Origin of the sequence: Streptomyces sp. NPDC086766 (genome assembly GCF_044746005.1) — a bacterium.
Taxonomy (GTDB): domain Bacteria; phylum Actinomycetota; class Actinomycetes; order Streptomycetales; family Streptomycetaceae; genus Streptomyces.
Window position 1 is genome coordinate 20,642 of sequence record NZ_JBIVBI010000020.1, and the last position, 22,217, is coordinate 42,858.

Here is a 22,217-nt window from a genome sequence, read left to right on the forward strand (position 1 = left end):
TGCTCAACCGTTCACGAAACAACATTGTCCGTTCGGTGCGAGACTCCTGCCCAACAGTAGTCACACGAGGCGGGGGTTGCAGCGTGGCGAAGATGCGCAAGGGCTACTACCGGGCAGGGCACTACGTGAAGCCGTCAACGGCATCCAGCCAGTGGAAGAAGCCCTCCATGGGGGTGGTCCTCGTAGCTGTTCTGCTGGCCATCGCCGGATGGAACACTCTGTTCGGCGACAAGTCCGACGCTACGGGGAACACCCCCCAGCCCCACCCGTCGAGCAGCTCAGCCCCCGCCGCGGCTGGTCAGTGACCCCGCCCCCGGCGCGCGAGGGGGAACGCACGCTCCCGCAATGTCCGCTTACCTGGCTCGGCTCGGACCGGTCTGCCAACGGCCGGCTCCGCTGACGCCGTCTCGGTACGCAGGCGCTCCCACACGGCCCGCCACCGCGTCACCTGCTCGTCAGGAACACCACAGGTTGCAAGGTATACGCCGGTTGTCTGCCATCGGGCGGGCAGCGTGTCGCGGTTGAGCAGACGGCTGACCGTACTGGCTGAGATGCGTCCGCCGGAACGGACGCTGACGGCCTGCTGCGTCAGCCCACTGACGACACGGACCTGAGCGAGAGCAGTGACGAACCCGGTGCCGGTGCGGATCGCCCCCGGGTCCGGCCACAACCGCTCCCCCGCACCCCCACCCACGTCGCGTGGGGCGGCCGCAGCCGCTGGGACGGCGGGCAGATATGCGTGGTTGCGTCCGAGCGCGAGCCCGGCCCCGCTGTTACGGTCCCGGGCTTGTGGCACCGGACGTCCACGTGCCTCCAGTGTCACGCGCAGATGCCGGTAGACAGCTCCGAGCTCCAGGAGGGCGGGACCGCCCGGAATGCCTTCGCGCAGCGTTTCCAGCAGCGCGCCGGTGAAAGCCGTGTAGGTGGACCCGACCGGAGCACTGGCCGTGCGGGTCTCGGCTGCGGCGGCCAGCAGGAAGCTGCCCTCGACCACGGCATGATCCGCCAGCCCCGTCTCCCCGCTCATCCGGCCGAGCGCCCGACCGCTGTAACAGCAGTCCAGGATCACCACATGCCGTTCTGCCCGGGAGTCCCTTAGCAGCGCCTGGCGCAGCCAGTTGTACGGCAGGGCTGTCTCGATACAGCCGGCCTCGCTTTGCGGCAGGCCCAAAGAGAGCTCGTCCTGGTCGTCGACCAGTCCGTGACCGGCGAAATACAGGATCAGCGTGTCCGTGGCCTCGCCAGCCGCCCGCCGCACCGCGCCCACCACGGCATGCGCCGTCTCCGGCTCCTCCAGCACGGTCACATGCTGGTCAGGCAGCTGCAGCAACAGCGGTCCACGCAGGAGCGCAGCAAGCGCGTGGAGGTTGTTCGCGACGGCCGGCAACTGCTCGAGATGGTGGTAGCGGCTCGTACCCACCAGGACCGCCCGAGAGGCTCCCGGATCAGGAAGCGCACTCACCGCCCCACCTGTCCATCCCGCTCGGCGGAGCCCAGTGCACGTGTCGCCCGCTCGATTTCTTCCTGCGAACAGTCCGTCAGAGCGATCACCGTGTCCCCGCGGCGGATTTCCACCCGCGGACGCTGCGAGCGGGTCTGCCGCCACGACACCACCGCCAGCACGAACGACGCCGCGCTCCACCCGTTCCCCGTCACGAATTCCAGCACATCCAACGCCGAACCCATCTCCCCCGGCCCCGGCACACTCCCCCGCACCTCAACCCCGACCGACTGGCGGATGTCCGGGTCCGACCGCAACCAGCCCTGCAACGACCGCAGCTCCCCCACAGTGGACCCCACCCGCACCTCGAACTGCACCCGCATTCCTCCCCGTTGGCCGCACCGCCCACCGCGACAACGACACAGACCTATCCCCCACCACCGCAGACCAACCCCACCCGACCCGAAGCCGGCACACCGGTGCAGGACGGGCGGGGGCGTGGTCCAGGCAAAGAAGCTGAGCGAGCCGGGCACCCAACTACGACCTGTCAGACAGCACATGGCGCCACCAGCCCCAACTGCCGGCCCACTCGCGAGCGGGCCCGCAGCGGACCGTCAACGGAAGGATTAGAGCTGACAGCAACTCAACCTCAAGCAGCACAAGCAGGACGGGGCCTCCCGCCGCCTACTTCACGTCGCCGGTGAAGATCGCGCTCTGCGACTCCGCGTCGGGAGACACTTCGTGGCGTACTGCCACCGGCAGCCGGCCAGCGGATGCGACACGGCTTTTTGTGCGCTCTGCTGGTTCGCCTCGAGAGCCATCCTGCCAGGACGGTGATCAACCCTCCTGGTGCGGAGCAGGAAGTCTCTGAGCGGCGAAGGCTATGGCGCTGTGGGGAGCGCTGTTAATCTCCAGGCCGGGGAGAGATGATCAACGAGCACGCGGTGCACCGGGGGGGGTGGGCGGATGGCCAGGTTGGTGTGTCCTTTGTGTGGTCAGCAGGTGGTGGCGACGCGCCAGGGGCTGCCTCGGCATCAGCGGGCGGGCGGCGGGCAGTGCCTGCCGGACGGTCGCACCGGGGTGAGCATCCCCGCCGTCGGCTGCTCCGCCGTGGTGGTCGCCATCGTGGCGGGAGTGATCTTCACCTCGTGGACTGTGTTCGGGGTGTTTTCGCTCATAGCGCTGGCCGTGGTCGTGGTCATGGCCAATACCCCGGCCGCCCGGCTGGCGGCTGCGGACCGGCGTGCCATCGCTGCCGTCGAGCGGGATGCCACCACCAGGGGTGTGGCAAAGCCGCCCGTTCGGGACATCGAACAGGATGCCAAGCAACTGCTGCAGGAACTGCCGCCGCTGGGGTCGACAGTCGAGGATGCGGTTGCTGCCTGCATGAAACGACTCCGCCCCTGGGACCCGCTACCGCTCACGGTGCAGTTCACCAAGCTGGCACGAGCCCACGTCGCCGCCGACGAGCGGATCCTCGCACTGACGGTCCAGGAGGCGGACACTCTTCGCGGGGCCCCGCTGCTGGCCATCATCACCGACAAAGCACTGGTGGTGAAGGACAAGGGCATCGTCTATCGCGATGACGACCCCGAGGTGCACACCGGCGAGCACGGCTATCTCGCCTCCGGCGCGCGCTACTTCACCTTCAGTAACAACCATGTGCTGCGCGTCGCTGTGGAGGCCCGCAGGCTCGCCGCTTCGTCACGCCGCAAGGCCACCGTGCCGGAGAGGCGGCCAACGGAGCGGCTGATCCGTGAAGCCCGGGACGCCGAGCTGATCGCCGTGGAATGGATGCGCTATTTCGGCTTCGACGACGCGGCAGCTACGCCTGTCGGCGCGGACGGTGGTATCGACGTCGTCAGCGCCCGCGCCGTGGCCCAGGTCAAAATGGAAGGCAAGCCCACAGGCCGGCCCATAGTGCAGCAGCTGCACGGCGTTGCCGTCCACGAAGGCAAAACCGGCGTCTTCTTCTCCCTCGCCGGCTACACCCCCCAAGCACGCACTTGGGCCCAGACCAGCGGGACACTCCTGTTCCGCTTCGACTACCAGGGCGCCATCGAGCCGGTCAACGCAGCCGCCCACGAACTGCTGGCCGCAGCCGACACCCGCCTCCCATAGAGGAGCCCCAAGCCCCACCACCCTCCCCGACCCGACCCGCCCGCACAGACCGCACCCCTTCGGCACGGGACATAGCACTCCTGTCGAGAACGGTCGTGTCGCTGGGTAGACCGTTCGAGGACGGTGAACTCATCGGCAAAACCGCCCTGCCAGACGATCTACACCCCAGACTGCCGCCCGCGACCAGTACGGGCAGCCCGAAACGGGGTCACACCACCCCTGCTGACCGGCCACTTCAAGATGGCGCAGCTTCACTGGCCCAACAGACTCCGAGGGTCTGCGAGACCCGCGGAGTCAGTGGTGCACCGTGGCGCGCCTGCCGCCACAACACCACAGCACCAAGCGGTCTGAGACTCACCACAGGGTCGTCTGCGGGAACTGCGAGTCCGAACCAGGCAGACCAGGAACCTTCCACGCCCCACTCCTCCACCGCAATGCCGGCCAGGCGGCCGGGCATTCTGGGAGCCGTGACAGGGTGTGGGGCGTGAGTCCGGAAGATCTGATGTCGCATCTGACGCGGCTTCGGCGCGCGCAGATAGGCCTGCGCAGGGCCCCGCACAAGCCCTTGCTGCTGCTGTGGCTGCTCGCCCGCTTCCACATCTGCGGCACGAGTGCGGTGTCGTATGAGGAGGCCGAAGAGCCGGTCAGCCGGCTCATCAACGACTTCGGGCCCGCCCTCGCCAGCCCGTCCCGGGCCCGCGAACGTGCTGCAATGCCCTTCGTGCATCTCGAGCGCACCCTGTGGGAACTGCACGACAGTGCCGGCAACAAGCTGGGCCCGGATGTGCCCGAGCGTGGTGCCCGGCTCCGCGCGGCAGGCGCCCACGGCAGGTTGCAGTCCGACATAGAGGGGCTGCTGACGGATCCCGCCACGCTGGCCGCAGCCGTGCGGCTGCTGCTGGATCAGCACTTCACGCCCAACCTGCAGCCATCTCTATGTGCTGCCCTCGGCTTGGAGCCGACCCTGCTCGACAGCGCGGCACGCGAGCCGGTCACCCCGGCGCGCCGTGCCCGGCGAGCGGGTTTCGCCGAGGAGGTCTTGCGCGCCTACGCCTACGCGTGCGCGTTCTGCGGGTACGACGGCATGCTCGGCCGCAACCCGGTCGGCCTGGAAGCCGCGCACATCCGCTGGCACAGCCAAGACGGACCCGACGCCCTCACCAACGCGCTCGCCCTGTGCGCCCTGCACCACACCCTTTTCGACCTCGGCGTCCTGGGCCTGACCGACGACCTGCGCATCAGCGTCTCGCGACTGTACGTCGCCCGCAGCCACGCTGGAGGCACCGTTGACGCTCTGCATCAGCACCCCCTCACTGCGCCTCGCCCCGGCCACCCCGCCCCCGGCCGGGAGTACGTCCGCTGGCATCACGACCAGGTGTTCAAGCACGCCGGCACAGCGTGAGCGGGATGCCTTGAGCCCTGCATGTCTTCACCCACCCCCGCGGGGGTCGGCAAGCGCGCCGAGCGCCGAAGGCATCGGAGGCTGCCCTTTGCGCGCTCAGCCCGCTGCGGATGTGGAGGTCGCAGTGCCTCGAGCCAGGCGGGCACCCCTCCTGCGCCCCCGCCCGGCAGGCAGCCGCAGCAGTTGGGGCAGCGGGATGCCGTCTTGAGCCCACTGCCCGAGCCGGTCCCGGTCGACCCAGTAAACCTGGTGCCGATCACCCCAGGTTCTGGCATCGCGCGTGATGCGGCCGTTGGTGACAACGACGGCGATGTCGGCGCGGTGCACGGGACCGGCGGTTCCTTTCACCTGGTACATCACATGGGAGCCGACGCGGGCTGCGACCGTGGTGTGTTTTGCTTGGATCACCATGCGGCCCAGGCGCCGGTGTTGGGCGATGACGTCGGCGCCCTGGTCGCCGGCGCGGCCGACTTGCCGCGCGTGGAAACCGTCTCGGATCAGCAGGTCCCGCAGGGCGTACTCGAACTGCCGATCGTCCATGGCATCGAACTCCTCCAGGGTGATCCGCAGTCGGGCGCGCATCAGCGCCCTCGTCCGCCGCTCACCGGCGGCCTGCGCCATCCGCCACACCCCGTAGCCCACAACGGCAGCCAGGACGGTCACCGTCAACGGCCACGCGCGCAGCGCTACCTGACCCGCCACGGCAGCCGTCCTCAACAGCATCCACCCCACGGCCGCCCCCACCACGGCCGCCGCCAACTGTTCGCCCCGGCCCCGCGGGGCACGCAGTCGGAGCCGCGCGCGGCCCATCAGCGACCTACCGACGCCGAAGGGCGGGGAGTCTGCGGCGTCTGAGGGGTGGCCGCTTCGCCGAGGCCGAACAGCTGGCTCCATAACCACACCCCCGCAATCAACCCGGCGATCATCCAGCCGCTGAGCTTCTTCCCGCCGGGGCGCGGATTGCGTCGGATGTGCCGGCGCACCACGTGATATCCCTCAGGCACCTTCGCCACCATAAACTCCTAGCCGCATCGCGGCGGGCCGCCGACTGCGGCCTGCACACTCGGAATTGATGTAGCAGCGGACACTGACAAAACCGCTGAAGTGATCACAGGTGCGCCCGGAGGAACAGCAGTATCGCGCCGCACGCCCCGCCTTGTGGGCGCGGTGTTCGAATCCACCGGTCGTCGGCCTCTTCACCTGCGCTTATCATCTCCCCGGGACTGAGGCAGTCGGCTGCGCCACCACAGGCAGGTGCAAAGGCCATACGTCGACGCCGCTGAGTCCTCACTCTCCTCGGTCGCCTCAGCAGTATTGGCCCAAAGAGCAGCATGTTCGACGCGCCCTCTGATTGGTCTGGTGAGCGGCAGCCGGACTGCCGCACAGGTGCTGTACACGGACACGCTGGGCCCGCGCAGTAGGTTCACCGTTTCACGGCCTGGTCCTGGGCGGGTTGAGCAGATCGTCACCGGGGCTGAGGGCACCGCCCATCTCAGCCCGCGCGAGGTGCCCGCGTATCTGAGCCAAGACTGCTTGGCGATCCCGGGGGCCGTAAGACGTGGACTTCTGGGTGACGGGGTCAACGACGCGAACTGTGCTGTCGGGGCCGCTGCACAGCAGGGCGCGCGCAAGGGAAGGCAGGCCCAGGCTGAGCGCGTCGCAGCCTTCGGTGCGGATGAGCCGGACGAGGTCGGCCACCACCAGCTCCCAGTCGCCGACCTCGGGCCAATGGGCGCCGCCGCCCAGTTCCTGGGTGAGGGTGGCCAGCGGAACAATTTCGCCCGGTCGTCGGCCGCGGGTCAAGTGCTCGTAGATGCCTATCCCGTCAGGCTGCTTCACGTGGGGATGGAGCAGGCAGGCTGCGGCAACGACAGAGGTGTTGATTTCCCGGGCGGGCAGCGGATAGTACGGCTCATGCGCGAACAGCAGGTACAGGGACATGCCCGCGCTGCGGCGGGCAGCCTGGCCATCGAGCACGCGTGCATGTTCTTCCCGGATTGGTGGGTTCTTCGGCCCGTTCACGGTTGGTTCCTTCCGTAGGTCGGGGCGATGCGGTGGTGCAGGAGGTGCAAGCTGCCGTCGGGGGCGTCTGCGGCGGTGGGCCGGGCAGGCATGCCGGGGCAGTCAAGTCCGGGCAGGCCAGGAAGAGCTCTTCACCTGGCAGCGGTTGAGGAAGCGCCGCAGCCGACGCACGCGGTGCGGTCTCGGTAGGGCAAGGCCGGAGACACGGTGCGGGCGGTGAACGTCCCCCGGCCACGAGACCCTGCGGAGGGCTTGTTCTGCCAGGGCGTGCGTCGGTGAAAGCCGGGGGCGGCGCGGGTAGCGGGAGGCCTGGGCAGCACGTGCCCGCCCCGAAGCGGCCCATGGCGATCCCCGCGCACCATGAACGTCCCGGGCGGCGCTGAGACTGTTGCGGTGACCGGGCAGGCATGGGGTTGGCATGAGGGTGCCTGCTGACACGACGTGCGCGACATCCATGCCGTCAGCTCATCCGGCACCCCCGACCAGGCTGACGTCCATACCGCCCGGCCACGGGTCACGATCGGACAACACGTGTGTTGGGCCGCCGTGGTCGGTCGCATGGTCGGGCCGACCATGAGGTGCCACCCCGACGGGCGTTCCGGTCGGAGATGCGACTTCGGCGGCGGCTTGCTCAGGCGGCTGCGCCACTGGCGCGGGGTCCCAGGGAGCCTGTGCGGCCGGCAGTGCACAGCGAAGGCGCGCTTCGGCCGTGGACTGCGCACGCGGCGGAGTCAGCGCAACCGGCCTGCCCCCCGTAGAAGGGGGTGGTCCGGCCGACCGATCCGGCGGCCTCACGCCTGTGCTGTCCCAGGATCGCCGCGCACGGTTGCGTCTGTGGCAGCCCGTGCCGTCTTCGCCGCTTTCGGCTCCTGGCCCGACCCGTGGTCGGGGCTGGTCGGCCCGACCATGCCTGCGACCGCGGGTTTTGTGCCCCCATCGTGACCATGGTCGGGTCTTCACGGTCGGTGGTCGGGTCGGGGCCTGCGGATTTCCTCAAGGTCAGCAAGTACACCTTCTGACTTGGGAGTTCGACTATGTCTCCTGGCAAACAGGCCGCGGAGAGCAAAGCTGCCCCTGCGATGGCCGCAGGCGCCCGGCTGGAGCGGATGCGGCGGCGCGTGCGCCTGTCGCGCCTGGCTCTGTTCACCGCGATTGCGGCAGGGCCCGTCGCCCTCGGCGTCGCTGTGATGTCCGGCCCCGCCACCGTCGCGGCCACCTCCTCGACCACGCCGGCCGCTGTGCACACCGCGGCCGCCGCGGCCGACCCGTCGGGCTATGCGCAGATGTTCGTCGACGCCTGGCTGCGCAGCGACGCCGACGACCCCACGAGTGCGCAGGCACGGCTTGCGCACTCGCTCGCGCCGGACGTCGATCTGCCCGCTCCGGCCGCCGATGCGCAGCCACGGCTTGAGTCGGTCACCGCAGTGCGCAGTGCGCGGCGCGACAGCGGGGCGTGGGCCGTGACAGTGGCTGCGCAGTACGCCGATGGGCAGGTGCGCTATTACGTCGTCCCCCTGGACGCCGACAGCACCAGTGGCGCGTACACGGTGACCGGCGTGCCCGGCGTGGTGGCCGGCCCGAAGCGGGCCGGGACGGTGAAGTCGGCGTACGCGGTGACCGTGGCCTCCGGCAGCGATCTGTCCTCCGCTATCGGGCAGTTCCTCGCCGCCTACCTGACCGGGGCCGGTGAGGTGGACCGCTATCTCGCGCCCGGGGTGTCGCTGCCGCCGGTCACTCCCGCCCCCTACACCGCGGTCACCGTGCACGGGCTCCAGGCCGTCGAAGAGGCCGCCGCGAGCGGTGCCGCTCCGGGCGACGGCAGCCACGTACACGTGCGCGCCGTCATCGAGGCGCGCGACGAGGAGGGGCGGTGGCCGCTGGCGTACGAGCTGACGCTGACCGCCCGCTCGGGCCGGTGGGACGTCGCCTCCCTCGAAAACGGCACTGCGGGAGAAGGGGGCCGGCCGTGAGGGCGATGCACAGTCTGATGCTCGCCGGGCAGCTCAACGACCTCGGCGACGCGTGGATCACCATGCTCCGGGAGTGGGCGACCAAGGGGCTGCAGGCCGGTCTGGTCTGCCTGGTGGTCATCATCATGGTCCAGAAGTTCAGCCTGAAGGCCGGAATCGGCGCGCTGCTGCTGATGGTCGTCGCGCTCGGGCTGTACAACTCCCGCGAGGACCTGGCGCAGAGGTTCACCGACGAGGTGAACAACCCCGCCCACGGCGCGCCCGCGATCTCCCGCCTCCACCCCGCGGACACCGCCGGCCTCGGGGCCGGCGGGGCCGGTGCGGGGGGTGTGGTGTGAGCGCGGGCCCCTCTTCTGTGCGGGTGGGCCGGTTCTACACGGCCGCGCGCCGTCATCCCTGGGTCCTGGGGAAGGTGGGCGACTGGCGCATCCCGCTGGGCCCCTACACCCCCGCCCAGATCGTTCTCGCCGTCGGCGGCGGCTTCCTGCTGGTCAAGACGATCGGCTGGTGGTCGTGGCTGGGGCCTCTCCCCCTCGCCGCCTGGATCCTGGCGATCTGGACGGTCCGCAGGCCGACCATCGCGGGCCGTGCGGTGCTGCCGGCGGCGCTGGGCTGGATCCTGCTGGCCTGCCAGCCGGTCGGAGGACGCATCGGCGGGCGTGCCGCCCGCGACCGGGCGCCGCGCACCCTGACCGGCGGTTTCACCCTGGAAGCCGCGCCCGCCCCGGCCGGTGGGGCTGCGCCTGCTCCCACCGCCGCAGCCGGACCGGCCGGCGCCGGGCGGTTCTCCGCCGGCCCTGCGCGACATGGCGGCGCGCGCCGCCAGGCGGTGAGCACCGCCGTCACGCCGCCGGAGCCGGGGGCGGGTGTGCGGTGGCCGGCGGCAGACGGGCGAGCGGAGGAGGGGCGATGAGGGTGCCGATCCGTCATATCGCCGGGCATCTGGTGTGGTCGGTGCAGGGCAGTGTGTGGGCCGTCTACCGGCTCCACCCCGGGCCGGACCAGGAGGGCCGCCGGCAGGACACCGTCCAGGGCACCTACGTGCCGGCTGCGGTCCGCGACGAACAACTGGCGAAGACCGCGCATCTCATCCGCTCCCTGTCCGGCTCGCCGCGCCTGTTCGGGCTGTGTGCGCAGACCGATCCGGGCGAGATCGCCCTGCGCATGATCGACGGGATCGAACCTGCCGCCGCAGCCGCCCCCGAGGAGGGGCCGCATCCGTGGGTGGAGAACGTCGAGGCCACCCTGGATCTCCTCGACGGGCAAGAGATGCACCAGCGCACGCTGTGGCTGGCGGTGCCGCTGCAGGCCGAGACGGGCGGCGTGCAGGTGGCGGCGCAGATGGGTGCGGTGTGGGCGGAGCTGGCCGGGCTGCTGGGGATGCGGGCCGGGCCGGTGGCCTGGCGTGAGGTGCGCGCCTGTCGCCAGCGCGCGCTTCGGGTGGAGGCTGCGTTGGCCGGCGGGGTGCCGTTCCGGCCGGCCCGCCCGGCGGAGATCGTCTGGATGGTCCAGCACGCCCTGCACCGCGGTCTGGCGGAGCCGCTGCTGGCCGAGGCCGAGGACAGCGACCTGTACGGCGGGCAGGTGAGGGCGGGGGTGCTGCGCTCCCCCAGCTACGCCGACCTGGGCCAGGTCCGCCTGCAGGAAGGCGGCACCGGACCCGCAGCCGACGACAACCCGGACGAGGTGGGCGGTGCACCCCGCACCGGGCGGCCGGACCATACGGGGTGGTGGCGCGGCAAGGGCTCCTCCCCGCTCGGGCGGCGCTGGCTGCAGGTGGAGTCCGAAAACGGGATGGGCTACCAGGCGCAGCTTGCGCTGGCCGAGTGCCCGCCCGCGGTCCGTCAGGACGCCGCCGACCTGTTCGCCCAGCTCGAAGCCCTGGACTTTCCCGTCGACTACACCGTCGACCTGCACCTGGTCCCCGCAGAGAAGGCCCGCGGGCAGGTGCGGCGCAAGAAGAACGAACTGATCGACCAGGCCGACCAGTACGACGCCCGCCCCACCGGCATGCCCGCCTCCCTGACCGAGGCGGCCCGTGATCTGGGCGAGCTGGACGCCCGTCTGGCACGGACCTCGGTCGAGGTCGAGGTGCAGTCGGTGACCGTCCTGACCGTGTGGGGGCCGACCGCGGACGTCTGCGAGGCCCGCGCCCGCGCGCTGGCCGCACTGCTGTCGGCTGCCGACTACCGCGCCGTGCGCCCCGCCGGCCTGCAACACGCCCTGTTCACCCTCACCCTGCCCGGCACCGCCCGGACGGGTGCGGTGCGGGAGTTCACCCAGCATCAGCTCTCCGAAGACTGGGCCCTGTCCGGAGCTTTCACCGTCAGCGAGGTCGGCGACCCGGCCGGCATGTTCCTCGGCATCGATCTGGACTGCGGCACCACCCGCCCCGTGATGGTCAACGTGGCGGACGCGCCGAAGCAGGACGCGTCCGCTTCCATGGGCATCGTCGGAGACCTCGGCGCCGGCAAGAGCGTGATGCAGAAACTGGTCGCGGAGGCGGTGTGGGCGCGCGGCGGCCGCGCGATCTGCATCGACCGCACGCCCGTGCGGGAGTGGGCCGCCTTCGCCCGTACCGCCGCCAGGGGGCGCTGCCAGATCGTCGACGCCGCCCGGGCCGAGGTCTCCATCGACCCCCTGCGCATCTTCGACGGCTCTCAGGGCCGCCACTATGCCCTGTCCTACCTCACCCTCCAGTTGGGCATCGGCCCCATGAGCACCGGCGGCGAGGTCCTGCACCACGCCGTCGAGCAGGCCGCCGCCGACCGTGCGCCGTCCATGCAGCGCGTGGTGGAGGCCCTGGAGGAGACGGCCGGCTCCGGGGCGGGACGGCGGGCCGACGCGGCCGCCACGCTGGCCGGCCTGATCCGGGTCGTGGCCGGCAATCCCCTTGCGGCCATGGTGTTCGATCCCGCACTGCCGCCACTGCGGCTGGACGCCTCCCACGCCTGCGACCTGATCGTGATCACCACCGCCGGGCTGACCCTGCCCCCGAAGGCCGCCTACGACAAGCCGGAGGTACTGCACCAGCAGCCGCTGGAGGCCCTGATCGGCCGGGCGGTGCTGTACCTGATCGCCGCCTTGGCCCGGCAGACCGCCTTCACCGACCCCGGCCGCTTCACCGCGGTGGTGTTGGACGAGCTGTACTGGCTGACCTCGTCGGCCGAAGGCACCGCCCTGGTCCACGAGATCCTCCACGACGGCCGCAAGCACGGCGCCGGCCTGATCGCCGGCTCCCACGACGCTGCCGAACTCGGCCCGGACCGCGGCCTGATGGCCTACCGGGCCCTGGCCCGCACCACCGACCGCGAACGCGCCCGCCGGGGGCTGGAGTTCGTCGGCCTCGACCCCCACGACGGCGATCTGGTGCGGCTGGTGACCTGCAGCCTGTCCCCTGTCGGCCAGGCGGGCCGGGAGGGCGAGTTCCTGTTGACCGGGCCGCGGCAGAACACCGGCCGTATCAAGGCCGTCATCCCCCGCATCGACCGCATCGCCGCGTCCATCACCACCACCCCCGGTCGGCGCACCGCATCCAGCTCCTCATCCCCGCACCCCACCGTTCAGGCGGGCCGCGCCAAGGACCCCCTCTCATGACCTCCTCCCCCACCCGCCGCCCCCGGCTTCTCGCCGCGGCGGCGCTCCTGGCCACCGTCGCCGCCGTCACGGCCGCCGTCCTCACCCTCACCACCGCAGGCGCAGGCGTGCCGTCAGGGTGGTGGCCCCACACCGGGCACGCCTTCACCCCCCGCCCCGCCGGCCACCACCCCCGGCCGCGCGGCCAGGACGAGCGGTGCGGGCCCATCGTCGGCCCGGCCAAGGCCTACTGCCGGCGCGGCACCGCCCAGCCGGTGACGCGGGATAGCCGGTGGCGGCAGGCGTGGCCCGTGCTGCCGGTGGCCGCAGCGGCCGGGGCCCTGGCCGTCCGGCGCCGCCGCCCCGCCAAGGGGGGCGGGCGCTGATGCGGCGCCCGGACCGCGCAACGCTGCGCCAGGCCGGTGTCACCGCCGCGCTCGCCGCTTTCTTCGTGCTGGTCAACACGCAGGTCGTGTACGCGGCCGGCAGCAGTAGCGGCGAGGCCTCAGGCCTGCTCGCCCCGCTGAATCTGACCTCCTCCGAGGGGGTGCCCATCGACGGGTACGAACTGTCCGCGCAGAGCGGGTCGATCCTCTCGTTCAAGACGCAGGCGCTGGCGTTCGTCCTCTCCGGGCTGTTCACGCTGGTCCGGCTGCTGGTCGGGCTGGCCGGGTGGGTGATCGAGGTGGCCTACCGGTTCCCCCTGCTGAAGGTCCTGGCCCAACCCGCGCAGCACGTCGCCGACGTCTACGACCGCCTGGTCGTCGACACCCTGGGATTGAAGGGGCTGCTCCTGGCGTGGGCGTTCGTGTTCACCGGATTCATGCTGGTCCGCGGCCGGGTGGGCCGCGGACTGGGAGAAATGGCCCTGACGCTGCTGATCGCGGCGCTCGCCGCGTCCGCGTTCGTCCGCCCCGACTACCTCCTGGCCGCCGACGGCCCGCTGGCCCAAGCCCGGCAGGTAGCCGCCACGGTGTCGAAGGAGTCGGTGGACTCCTACGACTGGGGCGGCAAGATCGCCAGTGCCGGTCCGTGCGACGGCATGGCCGGACGGCAGGAGGCCCACTGCCGCACCCAGCAGGGCGAGCAACCGGTGGCCGCCGGTCAGGTGGCCCGCCCGCTGCAGGACTCGCTCACCAACGCGCTGATCGTCAAGCCGTACATGCTGCTGCAGTACGGGCGCATCCTCGACCCCGCCAAGCCGGAGGACCGCAAGGCCTACGCCGTCCACCTGCGATGGGTCACCGGCGGCTATCGGCCCGCCCCGCCCGGCAGCCACAGCACGCCCCACCAGGGCGAGCCCTGCAACAAGATCCACGGCGCGGCGAAGAAGTACTGCATCCGCGGCACCACCGGCCAGCCCCCCGACACCGGCACCGGCCCGGACATCGCGCTGACACCGGGGCAATCATGGGACGACATCAGCAGCGACACCACCACCCCCGAGGGCCGGCAGTTCTCCACGTTCCTGCAGGACCTCCAACGGGCCGGGCCGGTCGGCGCCTCGTGCGCCGCCTACGCCGCCCAGCCCACCTGGTGGCGCGTCGGCGGCGCCGCCCTGCTCCTGATCGCCGCCCTCTACCTCTGCGGCATGCTGCTGTCCAGCGCGATCGTCCTGCTCGGCACCCAGGCCGTCTGCGCCGGCGCCGCGGCCGCGGGCGGGATCACGTTCATCGCGGGCATGCTGCCCGGCCCGGCCCGCCAGTCGGTATGGAAGTGGCTGTCGCTGTGGGGCGTCTCCCTCGTGGCCGTCGTCGCCGTCGCCGCGTTCGTCCCCTTCTTCGGCATCGCGGTGGACGCCACCGTCACCCACGGCCCGGACCTGATGGTCGAACGAATCCTGCTCATCGACGTCCTCGCCATCGCCGGCACGGCTGGACACCGCAGACTCCTCACCGGCATCGCCTCCTTCGGCCGACGCATGGCCCTCCGGATGCGCTACACGAAAATCGGCGGCACCCACCTGCCCGGCGACACCTCCGAACTCGGCGCCGCCCTCGCCCTCAACTCCCCCACCGGGGCCGGCGGCCCGGTCGGGGGCCTGCGCGCCTACAGCAGCGGCCGGTTCGGGGTCCTGGGCACCCGCAGGCGCCTTCTGCGCGCCCTGACCTCCCTGACGGACCCGGCGGGCATGCCCGCCGACACCGGCCGGATCCTCGCCGACGCACACGCCGAAGCCGCGCGCGGCCTGGCACCCCTCACCGCCGCAGCGGCCGGCGCCGGCCTCGGCGCCCGGCTCGCCCTCAAGGGCGGGCACTGGCTGCTGATCGGCCGCCGGCCCGAGACAGAACCGCCGGCCATCGGGCGCGGACAGCCCGGCCACCGCGGCGACGGCAGCAGCGGGCCGGGAGCGATGGACGGCCAGTACAGCGGCGGCCGGGGCCCATCAGACCGCTACCGCAACCAGCGCGGCCAGATCATCGACCGCGACTCCGGCGAGATCCTCCACGACGCCACCAGCGACCGGCCCCTGCCCGCCACCCGCGTACACAACCGTCTGGTGCGCTTGCGCGGCTACCGCATCCTGCACCGAGGCTCCCGTGCCGCCTACGCGGCCACCTACGGGCTGCCCGCCACCCTCCGCCGCGCCCGGACACAGGCCACCGACTTCAGCCAAGACGCCCGCCGGCAGGTGCGGGTATGGGGCCACACGGTACGTGAAGACGGCCGCGTCTGGACGGACACCGCACGCCACATCTCCCGCGTCCTGCGGGAGAACAACGACGACCGGGGCGGCACCGGCCCGTTCCTCCGCCGCCCACCCGACCCCCCTCGGCGCGTCCCCCTTCGGCCCCGAACCCAGCCGCCCGACGGCACAGGCGGCGCCGGTGGCTCGAGCCGCCCCGGTGGCCTCGCTGGTCGCGGCGCCGGCACGTCCGCGCCGCCCGGCAGCCGGCCCTCCCGCCTGCCCGCCCCGGAGGAATCCGCATCGGGGGCAACGGACAGGGGCGCCGCAGGCGGCACGGCTCGGGGGCTTCGCAGGCGAGAGGGCAGGCCGCCGCAGCCTCCTGCCGCCGCCCCCAGCGGCGGCGCGGGCGGTGGTGCACGCGAGCAGGCACGGGCCCGGTTCGAGGAACTGCTGCGCAGGACCGCGCCCGAGGCCGAACAGCCGCCCCGGGACGATGCCCGGCCTCACGAGGACGGTGAGGACGCGTGAGGCCCGCACGCCGCCGCGCCGGACGGTGGGGATGTGCCCTGGCGCTGCTGATGTTCACCGCGGTGTGCTGCACGGCCCCCCTCACCGGGGCGATCAGCGCCCTGGCGGCCTTGAACAATGCACAAGACGACAACGGCATCGCCGAGGGGGGCACGGCGGCGGACATCCCACCGCGCATGCTCACCGCTTACCAGCACGCCGCCCGCACCATCGGCCGGTACGCACCCAAGTGCCGCGGCATGCGCTGGCCCGTCCTCGCCGGGATCGCGCAGGTGGAGTCCCACCACGCAGCCGGCCACCGCATCACCGCAGGCGGCGACATCCGGCCCAAGATCTACGGGGCGCTGCTGGACGGCTCGGGCGCCGGCGGGAACGCCACCGTCTTCCCCGACACCGACGGCGGCCGATGGGACGGCACCGCCCGCGGGGAGCGTGCCGTCGGCCCCTTCCAGTTCATGCCCGCCACCTGGGACAGCATCGGCCAAGACGGCAATGGCGATCAGGTCGCCGACCCGCACAACGCCGACGACGCCGCCCTGAGCGCCGCCGTCTACCTGTGCGGAGGCGGCCGCAACCTGGCCGACCGGGACCAGCTGAAGGCGGCCGTCTTCCAGTACAACCACTCGACGGCGTACGTCGCCGACGTGCTGGGCTGGATCGACCAGTACACCGCGGCCGCCCACGGCCCCCCGAACCTGCAGCGGGTGACGGGGCCCGTCCGCACGGTCATCGAAGCGGCCCTGTCCCAGCGCGGCATCCCCTACTCCTGGGGCGGCGGCACCATCCACGGCGCCGGATACGGCATCTGCTGCTCTCCGAGCGGCAAGAGCGGTGCCGCAGTGCGAGGGTTCGACTGCTCCGGTCTCACCCTCTACGCCTACGCCCAGGCCGGCATCGGTCTGCCGCGCACCGCTGCCGCCCAAGCCGGCGTGGGCCGGCGCATCCCCGCACGCCTGGGCACCGGTGCCCTGCAGCCAGGGGACCTCGTCTTCTACGCCTACGCGCCCGGCCGCGACGCCACGATCTACCACGTCGGCATCTACCTGGGCGGCGGCCAGATGATCGACGCGCCCCGGCCCGGCACCGTCGTCCGCGTGGACGGCGTCGACACCATGCCCGGATATGCGGGAGGAGCCCGACCGCTGTGACTGCCCGGCCCACCTCACCCCACACTCCCCGACCACCGGCGCGGCGGTCGCCGCGGCGGCTGCTCGCCCTCGCCGTCCTCCTAGCCGCCGGCGGGACCAGTCTGCTGGCCGTACCGCAGGACCCAATCCACCAGCCCGAAAAAGCCAACCGGTCGACCCGACCAACGCAGCCGCAGCCGCAGCCGCAGCCAGGCCACACCGGCCATAGGACGCCGCAACCGCCGCCCGCGCCCCGGGCAGCGCACACCACCGGCGCGCCACCGCCCCCGGCCAGACCGCCCACGACGGTGCCGGTGCCGCACGGTGAAGGCCCCGCCGGCGACGAGGCCATCCAGCGAAGCCTGGACACCGCCTGGCCCGCAGACCTTCCCGCCACCGACGAGCGGTGGCTGCTGGCCGCCGGATGTGCGCTGCTGCGCGCGGACGCCACCGGCGTCGGCCGCGACCGGTGGCCGACCGTCTTCGGCGGCCGGCGCCGCGCGGCGGCGCCCGCGTTCAAGCCCTCCGGCCTGCGGATCCAGGCCGCCGTCGCCCGCCAGGACGGCAGCCCGAACCGCGCGGTGGTGCACCTGGTGTGGGCCGCTGTGGACCACGGCGGCACCCCCACCGACGGCCGCGTCACCGACCTGCACTTCACCCGCACCCGCAAAGGAGAACCCCCGTGGATAGCGCGGCCCCTGATCTGACGCAGCCCAGCCAGCACGGGCCGCTCGCGTTACTGCTGCAGGGGGCGGCTCGGCTGCTGGAAGCGGCCGGCTGGCTGTATGGCCACTGGTACCTGCCCACCGCCGCAGCCGGGGCAGTGTGGGCGCTGGGCGAAATGGTCATACGCCGACTGGCGCTGAAGGCGTCCGCGCAGCGGATGGCCCTCGAACTCACCCCCACCCCGCACTTCGACCCCAGCCTGGAGGAGATCTTCCGGCGCGGTGTACAACTGGCCCGCGCCTCCACCTCCATGCCGTGGTGGGCCCCCCGGCGCACGAAGACCGTGCAGATACGGCTGCGCGCGGACGGCTCAAGCCCGCTGCAGTACCGCGTCGAAGGACCAGCCGGCGGCGAACGCCTGCTGTCGATCACCCCTTTCGGCCCCGGTGTCGAGGTGGCCAAGGCGCGGCCGATCACCGACAAGCCGCGCAGCCACCGCATACGGGCGGAGTTCGTCCTACGCGGCCGGCCCACGGCGCCGCTGCGCGAGGTGCCGCTGGAACCAGACCCGCTGCAGCCGCTCATCGACGCCGTCGTGGACGTCCGCGCCGAACTGGGCGATCTCGCAGAAGTTCACCTGGACCTCCAGCGCGCCCCCCAGTGGGCCCTACGCCGGCACCGCGCGCAGCTGCTGCGGCAGGCACGCCAAAGAGAGCAACGCGAGGCCGCGCGAACCGTCCGCTTCCTCGGGCGCGACGCGGCCGGCGACCATGACACGCTCCCCTTCCTGCTGCAGCAGCTGCTGGCCCGCGGCGGTTCAGCCGGCGGACGGCGACTGATCATGCCGCCGGTGCCGCGGCGCGTAGATCCCGAACAGGCACTGGGCAAACTCGCCGAGGGCGACCACCTGGTGCGCGCGCAGCTGCTGGTGATGTGCGCTTCCGACAAGGAGGGCCGCTCCCAGGCCCGTCTGGCGCAACTGCAGGCCGCACTCGATGTGTTCGGCGGCCGCTCACGCTGGGCCATGCGCGGCGTGCGGGTGGGGCCGCTGCGGCTGGGAGCGGACCGCTGGCCCAGCCGTCGCTCCTTCGAGCGGCGCTGGCGACTGGGGTGGTGCCGGCCGCCACGCGCGAACTGGGTGCGCCTGGAGGAGCTGACCGGGCTCCTCAAACCGCCCACCGTGCACTGCCGGCTGCCGCTGCTCGCCGGCGATCTGCCGACCTTCCGCTTCGGCCATCCCGGGCTGCTGCTGCAGGGTATCCACCACACCCCCGACGGCCGGCGACGGCTGGTGGCCACCCATGCGGCAGAGACGCTGTTCGAAGTCGGTGTCGGCAAGGCCGGCGGCGGCAAAACCGAACGCGCCCTCGCCCAGGCGATCGGCTGGGCCCACGCCGGCGGCGGACTGATGTTCATCGACCCCCACCGCGACTCATGGCCCCGCGCCGCGCCCTTCTTGGCCCACGAACCCCTGATGCGGCGCATCGCGCTGATCGACCTCAACGCACACGGCCCCCACCCTCAACTGAGCGCATGGAACCCGCTGGACATGCAGCAGGCCCCGGCCGCCCACGAAGTCGTCGAGGCAGCCACCGACGCCTTCGCCTCCGCCCTGGACTGGGACGACGCCGGCGCGCCGCGGGCCATCACCATCCTCACCTGCTGCCTGACCGTGCTCACGGCCGTCAACGAAGCTGCCTGCGCCGCCCGGCGCCCTCAGGACCAGGCCACCGTCTTCCAAGTGCGGTCCCTACTGGCCGACCCCGCCTTCCGGCACGCCGCCCTGAACACCGTCGCCGACCGCCTCAACCAGGAGACGGCCGGCTGGTGGCAGACAGTCTTCCCCACCCTGACGGCCGACGCCTTCGCCGTCGTCCTCAACCCCCTCGCCCGGCTGGCCGCCCACCCCGTCACCCGCGCCTTCCTCGGCCAGGGCCAAGGCGCCTTCCACAGCCGCACCGCCATGGACGACGGACTCATCGTCTGGCTGTGCCCGGCCGGCACCGGCCCCACCGACCGCCTCATCACCGCGCTCATCGCCCGCGACCTGCTGCGCGCCGTACGCTCCCGCCGCGACACCCCCGAACACCAAAGGCGGCCCTTCCGCCTGTACTTCGACGAACTGATCACCCTCACCGGCGCGGCACCGGACACCATCGCCGCCATGTTCGAAGACTTCCGCAAATACAAGGTCACCGTCCACGGCATGACCCAACTTCTGGCCCGCCTACCCGCGCCCGTGCGGATGTCCCTGCTGCAAAACGCCTCCACCCTCGCCACCACCACAGGCTCCACCGCCGCGATCACCCACGTCACCGCCGAATGGGGCGACCGGTGCGGCCCCGACCAAGTCGCCGCCCTCCACCGGTTCGAGCACTACATATCCCTGACCGTCCACGGCCGCCGCATCGGCCCAGTGAAGATCACCGGCCCGCACCTCGACGACGTCTTCGCCCCCTGCGCCCGCCCCCGCCAGGTGCCCGCCCTGCACGACGCCGCCCACGCCACCGCCCACGCCCGGCCCCTGGCCGACCTAACCCGCCGCGCCGCCGGCCAACACGACCGCGTCCACGGCTTCCTCACCCGCCCCACGCCCGCCGGCAACGCCGCCGCCGAACGCCACCAGCAGAAGGGATACCAATGACCCCCACACACCCCTCCCCCCTCCAACCGGCAGCATCCGGCCCCCGCGTGAGCGAACCGCTTCCCCACCAGATCCTGCTGGCCCTGGCCCAGCACCGCATGGCCACCACCCGCCAACTCCAGACCCTGCTGCGCCCCCACGCCAGCCGGCAGGCCCTCTCCCACCCCCTCAACCAGCTGAGCCGCCACCACCTGGTGCACTACACCGTGCTGCCCCAATCCCACCGCACCCGCGCCTGGTACCTCACTGCGGCCGGAGCCCGCCTCACCCGCGACCACCCCGCCCTGCGCTCACGCCCTCCATATCCGATCACCTCCACCACCGCCGCATCCCTGAAGACCCCCCACACCCTCACCGTCCTGCGCACCCACCTGGCCTTCGTCACCGACGCCCGCCGCCTGGGCCACGAACACGGCCACCTCGACTGGACCCCGGAGGTCTCCCACGCCATCGGCGACGGCCAACGCCTGACCGCCGATGCCCTCATGCACTACACCGTCACCGGCCCCCAACAGCGCCGCAAACTGCGCGCCTTCGTCGAAGTCGACCGCGCCACCATGAGCAGCGAACGCCTCGCCATCAAACTCATCGACTATGCCCGCCTGTGGACCTACCAGCCACCCACCACAGGCCGCCGCCCCACTCCCGCCCCGCCCGCCGGCGGCGGACTGCCCTGGCTGCGCTGGTACCCGATCTTCCCCCGCATCCTGTTCGTCCTCACCGGCGCGGGCAGGCGCACCCTTGAGCACCGCATCGACGACCTGGCCGCCATGACTGCCCAGCACCCCCACGTCAGCGCGCTCGCCCGCGACGTACCCCTGGCAGCAGCCCTCCTCGAAGACCTCGAAGACCACGGCCCCACCCAGCCCATATGGACACCCCTGGCAGGCGGAGCCCCCCGCCCATGGACCGAACTCTGAAGACAAAACAACACATCGACACAGGTTCGAACGGTCGCTGCACGCCTCGGCCGGGCCCGCCCGCTGTCATCACCGGCCCGTCCCAGCCCTCGAAGACAGGCGCCGTCGCAAACCACGTCAACTAGGTCACGATGCTCCAGCGCCGGCCTCTTGCCGTGCCGGCTTCGAGCTGCTGCGCAAGCTTCACTAGCCAGCCCGCTGAACACGACAACCGCCAGCCCGCACTCGACGAGGGAAGCCAAGGAACCGTGGCAGACCCCGGAGAGGAGCCCCACCATCGATTCCGCCTCGGCCCACGGCTGACAGGCGACCAGATCTCAGCATTCCAGTCCGAACGCACCGTCACACTGCCGACGCTCCAACGGCCTACCTCCCACACATTCGGCGGCGCAGGCGGGGGGCGGCTCCGGCAGGTCGGCCGGGGGACGCGCAACCACCGATGTCGGGCACCGCACGGAGCACACCCCCCGGTCCGGGGTTTGTCCGAAGCCGCGGGCCACAGCACCCGCGAAGCCGATGCGAGGCATACCGAGTGAGCCCGGCACGAGACCCCTGCCCCGACCGCTCCCCTGCCCGCCCAGGACACCTCGAACGCTGACCGCAACGACCGGGCTTCCGGCCCACTGCGACATGCTGCATTCCCGCGACCGCTGCGCCGGCTGGCGAGGATTGTCACAGGACGCCCACACACCCCAACCACCCCTTGAAATTTGCTGCCGCGAACATTTAGGTTCGCACTGTAGCGTTCAACAGGGGACGCTTACACAGAAGCCCAAAGACCAAATCGAGGAGTCAGCAGATGCGCAACCATGTTGCCGACATTCGCATAATCGAAGACTTACCCCGGATGGTGCTACCCCCCAGCACACAGACGCTGTCGTGCACGGGAGACGCCTGCGTACTCACCTCCGCCGAAGACTTCACCCCCCAGGACCTGAACCTGATCCGGCGCCAGTTCCCCCACCGGCTCGTCACCCTCGACGGCAACGTGATCACCGTATGGCCGCGCACCAAGGGGGAGCAGTGACGACCCCAGGCGCCCGACCCCTCCGACCCACCGCTCCCCCCGCACCCACCCGGCCAGCAGAGCCCAAGCCCACGCAACATCCCTCCGCTGCCGGCCGGACGGCCCACACCCTCCCCATACTCCTGGCCAGCGCCGTCTTCCTGG

At 71.8% G+C, this 22,217-nt stretch carries 18 protein-coding genes; 13 read left to right on the forward strand and 5 right to left on the reverse strand.

Annotation, left to right across the window (positions count from 1 at the left end; genetic code table 11):
- Positions 1-298: 298 nt before the first annotated feature.
- Together ACIPM1_RS28760 and ACIPM1_RS28765 are read right to left on the reverse strand one after the other, a co-directional pair.
- The gene (locus ACIPM1_RS28760; RefSeq protein ID WP_402439477.1) at positions 299-1,462 is read right to left on the reverse strand and encodes a caspase domain-containing protein; all 1,164 of its coding nucleotides are present in this window, start codon (positions 1,460-1,462) and stop codon (positions 299-301) included.
- Positions 1,459-1,824, reverse strand: a complete 366-nt coding sequence (locus ACIPM1_RS28765) for a hypothetical protein (protein WP_402439479.1) — start codon at positions 1,822-1,824, stop codon at positions 1,459-1,461. The genes ACIPM1_RS28760 and ACIPM1_RS28765 overlap by 4 nt, the downstream gene beginning before the upstream one ends.
- A gap of 583 nt (positions 1,825-2,407) precedes the next feature.
- Here ACIPM1_RS28765 and ACIPM1_RS28770 point away from each other — a divergent pair.
- Both ACIPM1_RS28770 and ACIPM1_RS28775 read left to right on the forward strand, forming a co-directional pair.
- Complete coding sequence (locus tag ACIPM1_RS28770) at positions 2,408-3,562, forward strand: restriction endonuclease (protein WP_402439481.1); 1,155 nt, start codon at positions 2,408-2,410, stop codon at positions 3,560-3,562.
- 484 nt (positions 3,563-4,046) lie between these two features.
- Entirely contained in the window at positions 4,047-4,964 is a 918-nt protein-coding gene (locus tag ACIPM1_RS28775) for a phosphorothioated DNA-binding restriction endonuclease (protein WP_402439483.1), read from the forward strand.
- Between the two features lie 96 nt (positions 4,965-5,060).
- On the opposite strand, the gene ACIPM1_RS28780 is transcribed toward ACIPM1_RS28775, so the two are convergent.
- The 3 genes from ACIPM1_RS28780 to ACIPM1_RS28790 all read right to left on the reverse strand — a co-directional run bounded on the left by ACIPM1_RS28780 (position 5,061) and on the right by ACIPM1_RS28790 (position 6,986).
- Complete coding sequence (locus ACIPM1_RS28780) at positions 5,061-5,774, reverse strand: restriction endonuclease (RefSeq protein WP_402439485.1); 714 nt, start codon at positions 5,772-5,774, stop codon at positions 5,061-5,063.
- Positions 5,774-5,980 carry a hypothetical protein gene (locus tag ACIPM1_RS28785; protein ID WP_402439486.1) on the reverse strand — a complete coding sequence of 69 codons (207 nt, stop codon included), beginning with the start codon at positions 5,978-5,980 and terminating at the stop codon, positions 5,774-5,776. Before ACIPM1_RS28785 ends, ACIPM1_RS28780 begins: the two co-directional genes overlap by 1 nt.
- Before the next feature lie 415 nt (positions 5,981-6,395).
- Entirely contained in the window at positions 6,396-6,986 is a 591-nt protein-coding gene (locus ACIPM1_RS28790) for a hypothetical protein (RefSeq protein WP_402439488.1), read from the reverse strand.
- Positions 6,987-8,065: 1,079 nt separating this feature from the next.
- On the opposite strand from ACIPM1_RS28790, the gene ACIPM1_RS28795 reads away from it, so the two are divergent.
- From ACIPM1_RS28795 to ACIPM1_RS28845, 11 genes are all read left to right on the forward strand, one after another.
- A complete protein-coding gene (locus ACIPM1_RS28795) occupies positions 8,066-8,956 on the forward strand; it encodes a conjugal transfer protein (protein ID WP_402439490.1) in 891 nt (296 codons plus the stop codon).
- A 5-nt stretch (positions 8,957-8,961) separates the two neighbouring features.
- Entirely contained in the window at positions 8,962-9,294 is a 333-nt protein-coding gene (locus tag ACIPM1_RS28800; RefSeq protein ID WP_402439603.1) for a hypothetical protein, read from the forward strand.
- 17 nt (positions 9,295-9,311) lie between these two features.
- Entirely contained in the window at positions 9,312-9,869 is a 558-nt protein-coding gene (locus ACIPM1_RS28805; protein WP_402439605.1) for a hypothetical protein, read from the forward strand.
- Positions 9,866-12,553 (forward strand): ATP-binding protein, encoded by a 2,688-nt coding sequence (locus ACIPM1_RS28810; RefSeq protein ID WP_402439492.1) that lies wholly within the window; start codon positions 9,866-9,868, stop codon positions 12,551-12,553. Before ACIPM1_RS28805 ends, ACIPM1_RS28810 begins: the two co-directional genes overlap by 4 nt.
- Positions 12,550-12,918 (forward strand): hypothetical protein, encoded by a 369-nt coding sequence (locus tag ACIPM1_RS28815; RefSeq protein ID WP_402439494.1) that lies wholly within the window; start codon positions 12,550-12,552, stop codon positions 12,916-12,918. The genes ACIPM1_RS28810 and ACIPM1_RS28815 overlap by 4 nt, the downstream gene beginning before the upstream one ends.
- Positions 12,918-15,689 carry a hypothetical protein gene (locus ACIPM1_RS28820; RefSeq protein ID WP_402439496.1) on the forward strand — a complete coding sequence of 924 codons (2,772 nt, stop codon included), beginning with the start codon at positions 12,918-12,920 and terminating at the stop codon, positions 15,687-15,689. Before ACIPM1_RS28815 ends, ACIPM1_RS28820 begins: the two co-directional genes overlap by 1 nt.
- Positions 15,686-16,837 (forward strand): C40 family peptidase, encoded by a 1,152-nt coding sequence (locus ACIPM1_RS28825; RefSeq protein WP_402439497.1) that lies wholly within the window; start codon positions 15,686-15,688, stop codon positions 16,835-16,837. Before ACIPM1_RS28820 ends, ACIPM1_RS28825 begins: the two co-directional genes overlap by 4 nt.
- Positions 16,838-17,130: 293 nt before the next feature.
- Positions 17,131-17,523 carry a hypothetical protein gene (locus ACIPM1_RS28830; protein WP_402439499.1) on the forward strand — a complete coding sequence of 131 codons (393 nt, stop codon included), beginning with the start codon at positions 17,131-17,133 and terminating at the stop codon, positions 17,521-17,523.
- A complete protein-coding gene (locus ACIPM1_RS28835) occupies positions 17,499-20,126 on the forward strand; it encodes an ATP/GTP-binding protein (RefSeq protein WP_402439500.1) in 2,628 nt (875 codons plus the stop codon). The genes ACIPM1_RS28830 and ACIPM1_RS28835 overlap by 25 nt, the downstream gene beginning before the upstream one ends.
- Complete coding sequence (locus ACIPM1_RS28840; RefSeq protein WP_402439502.1) at positions 20,123-21,046, forward strand: replication-relaxation family protein; 924 nt, start codon at positions 20,123-20,125, stop codon at positions 21,044-21,046. The genes ACIPM1_RS28835 and ACIPM1_RS28840 overlap by 4 nt, the downstream gene beginning before the upstream one ends.
- An 847-nt stretch (positions 21,047-21,893) precedes the next feature.
- On the forward strand, positions 21,894-22,073 hold the full coding sequence (locus tag ACIPM1_RS28845) for a hypothetical protein (RefSeq protein ID WP_402439504.1): 180 nt from the start codon (positions 21,894-21,896) through the stop codon (positions 22,071-22,073).
- The last annotated feature ends 144 nt before the right edge of the window (positions 22,074-22,217 follow it).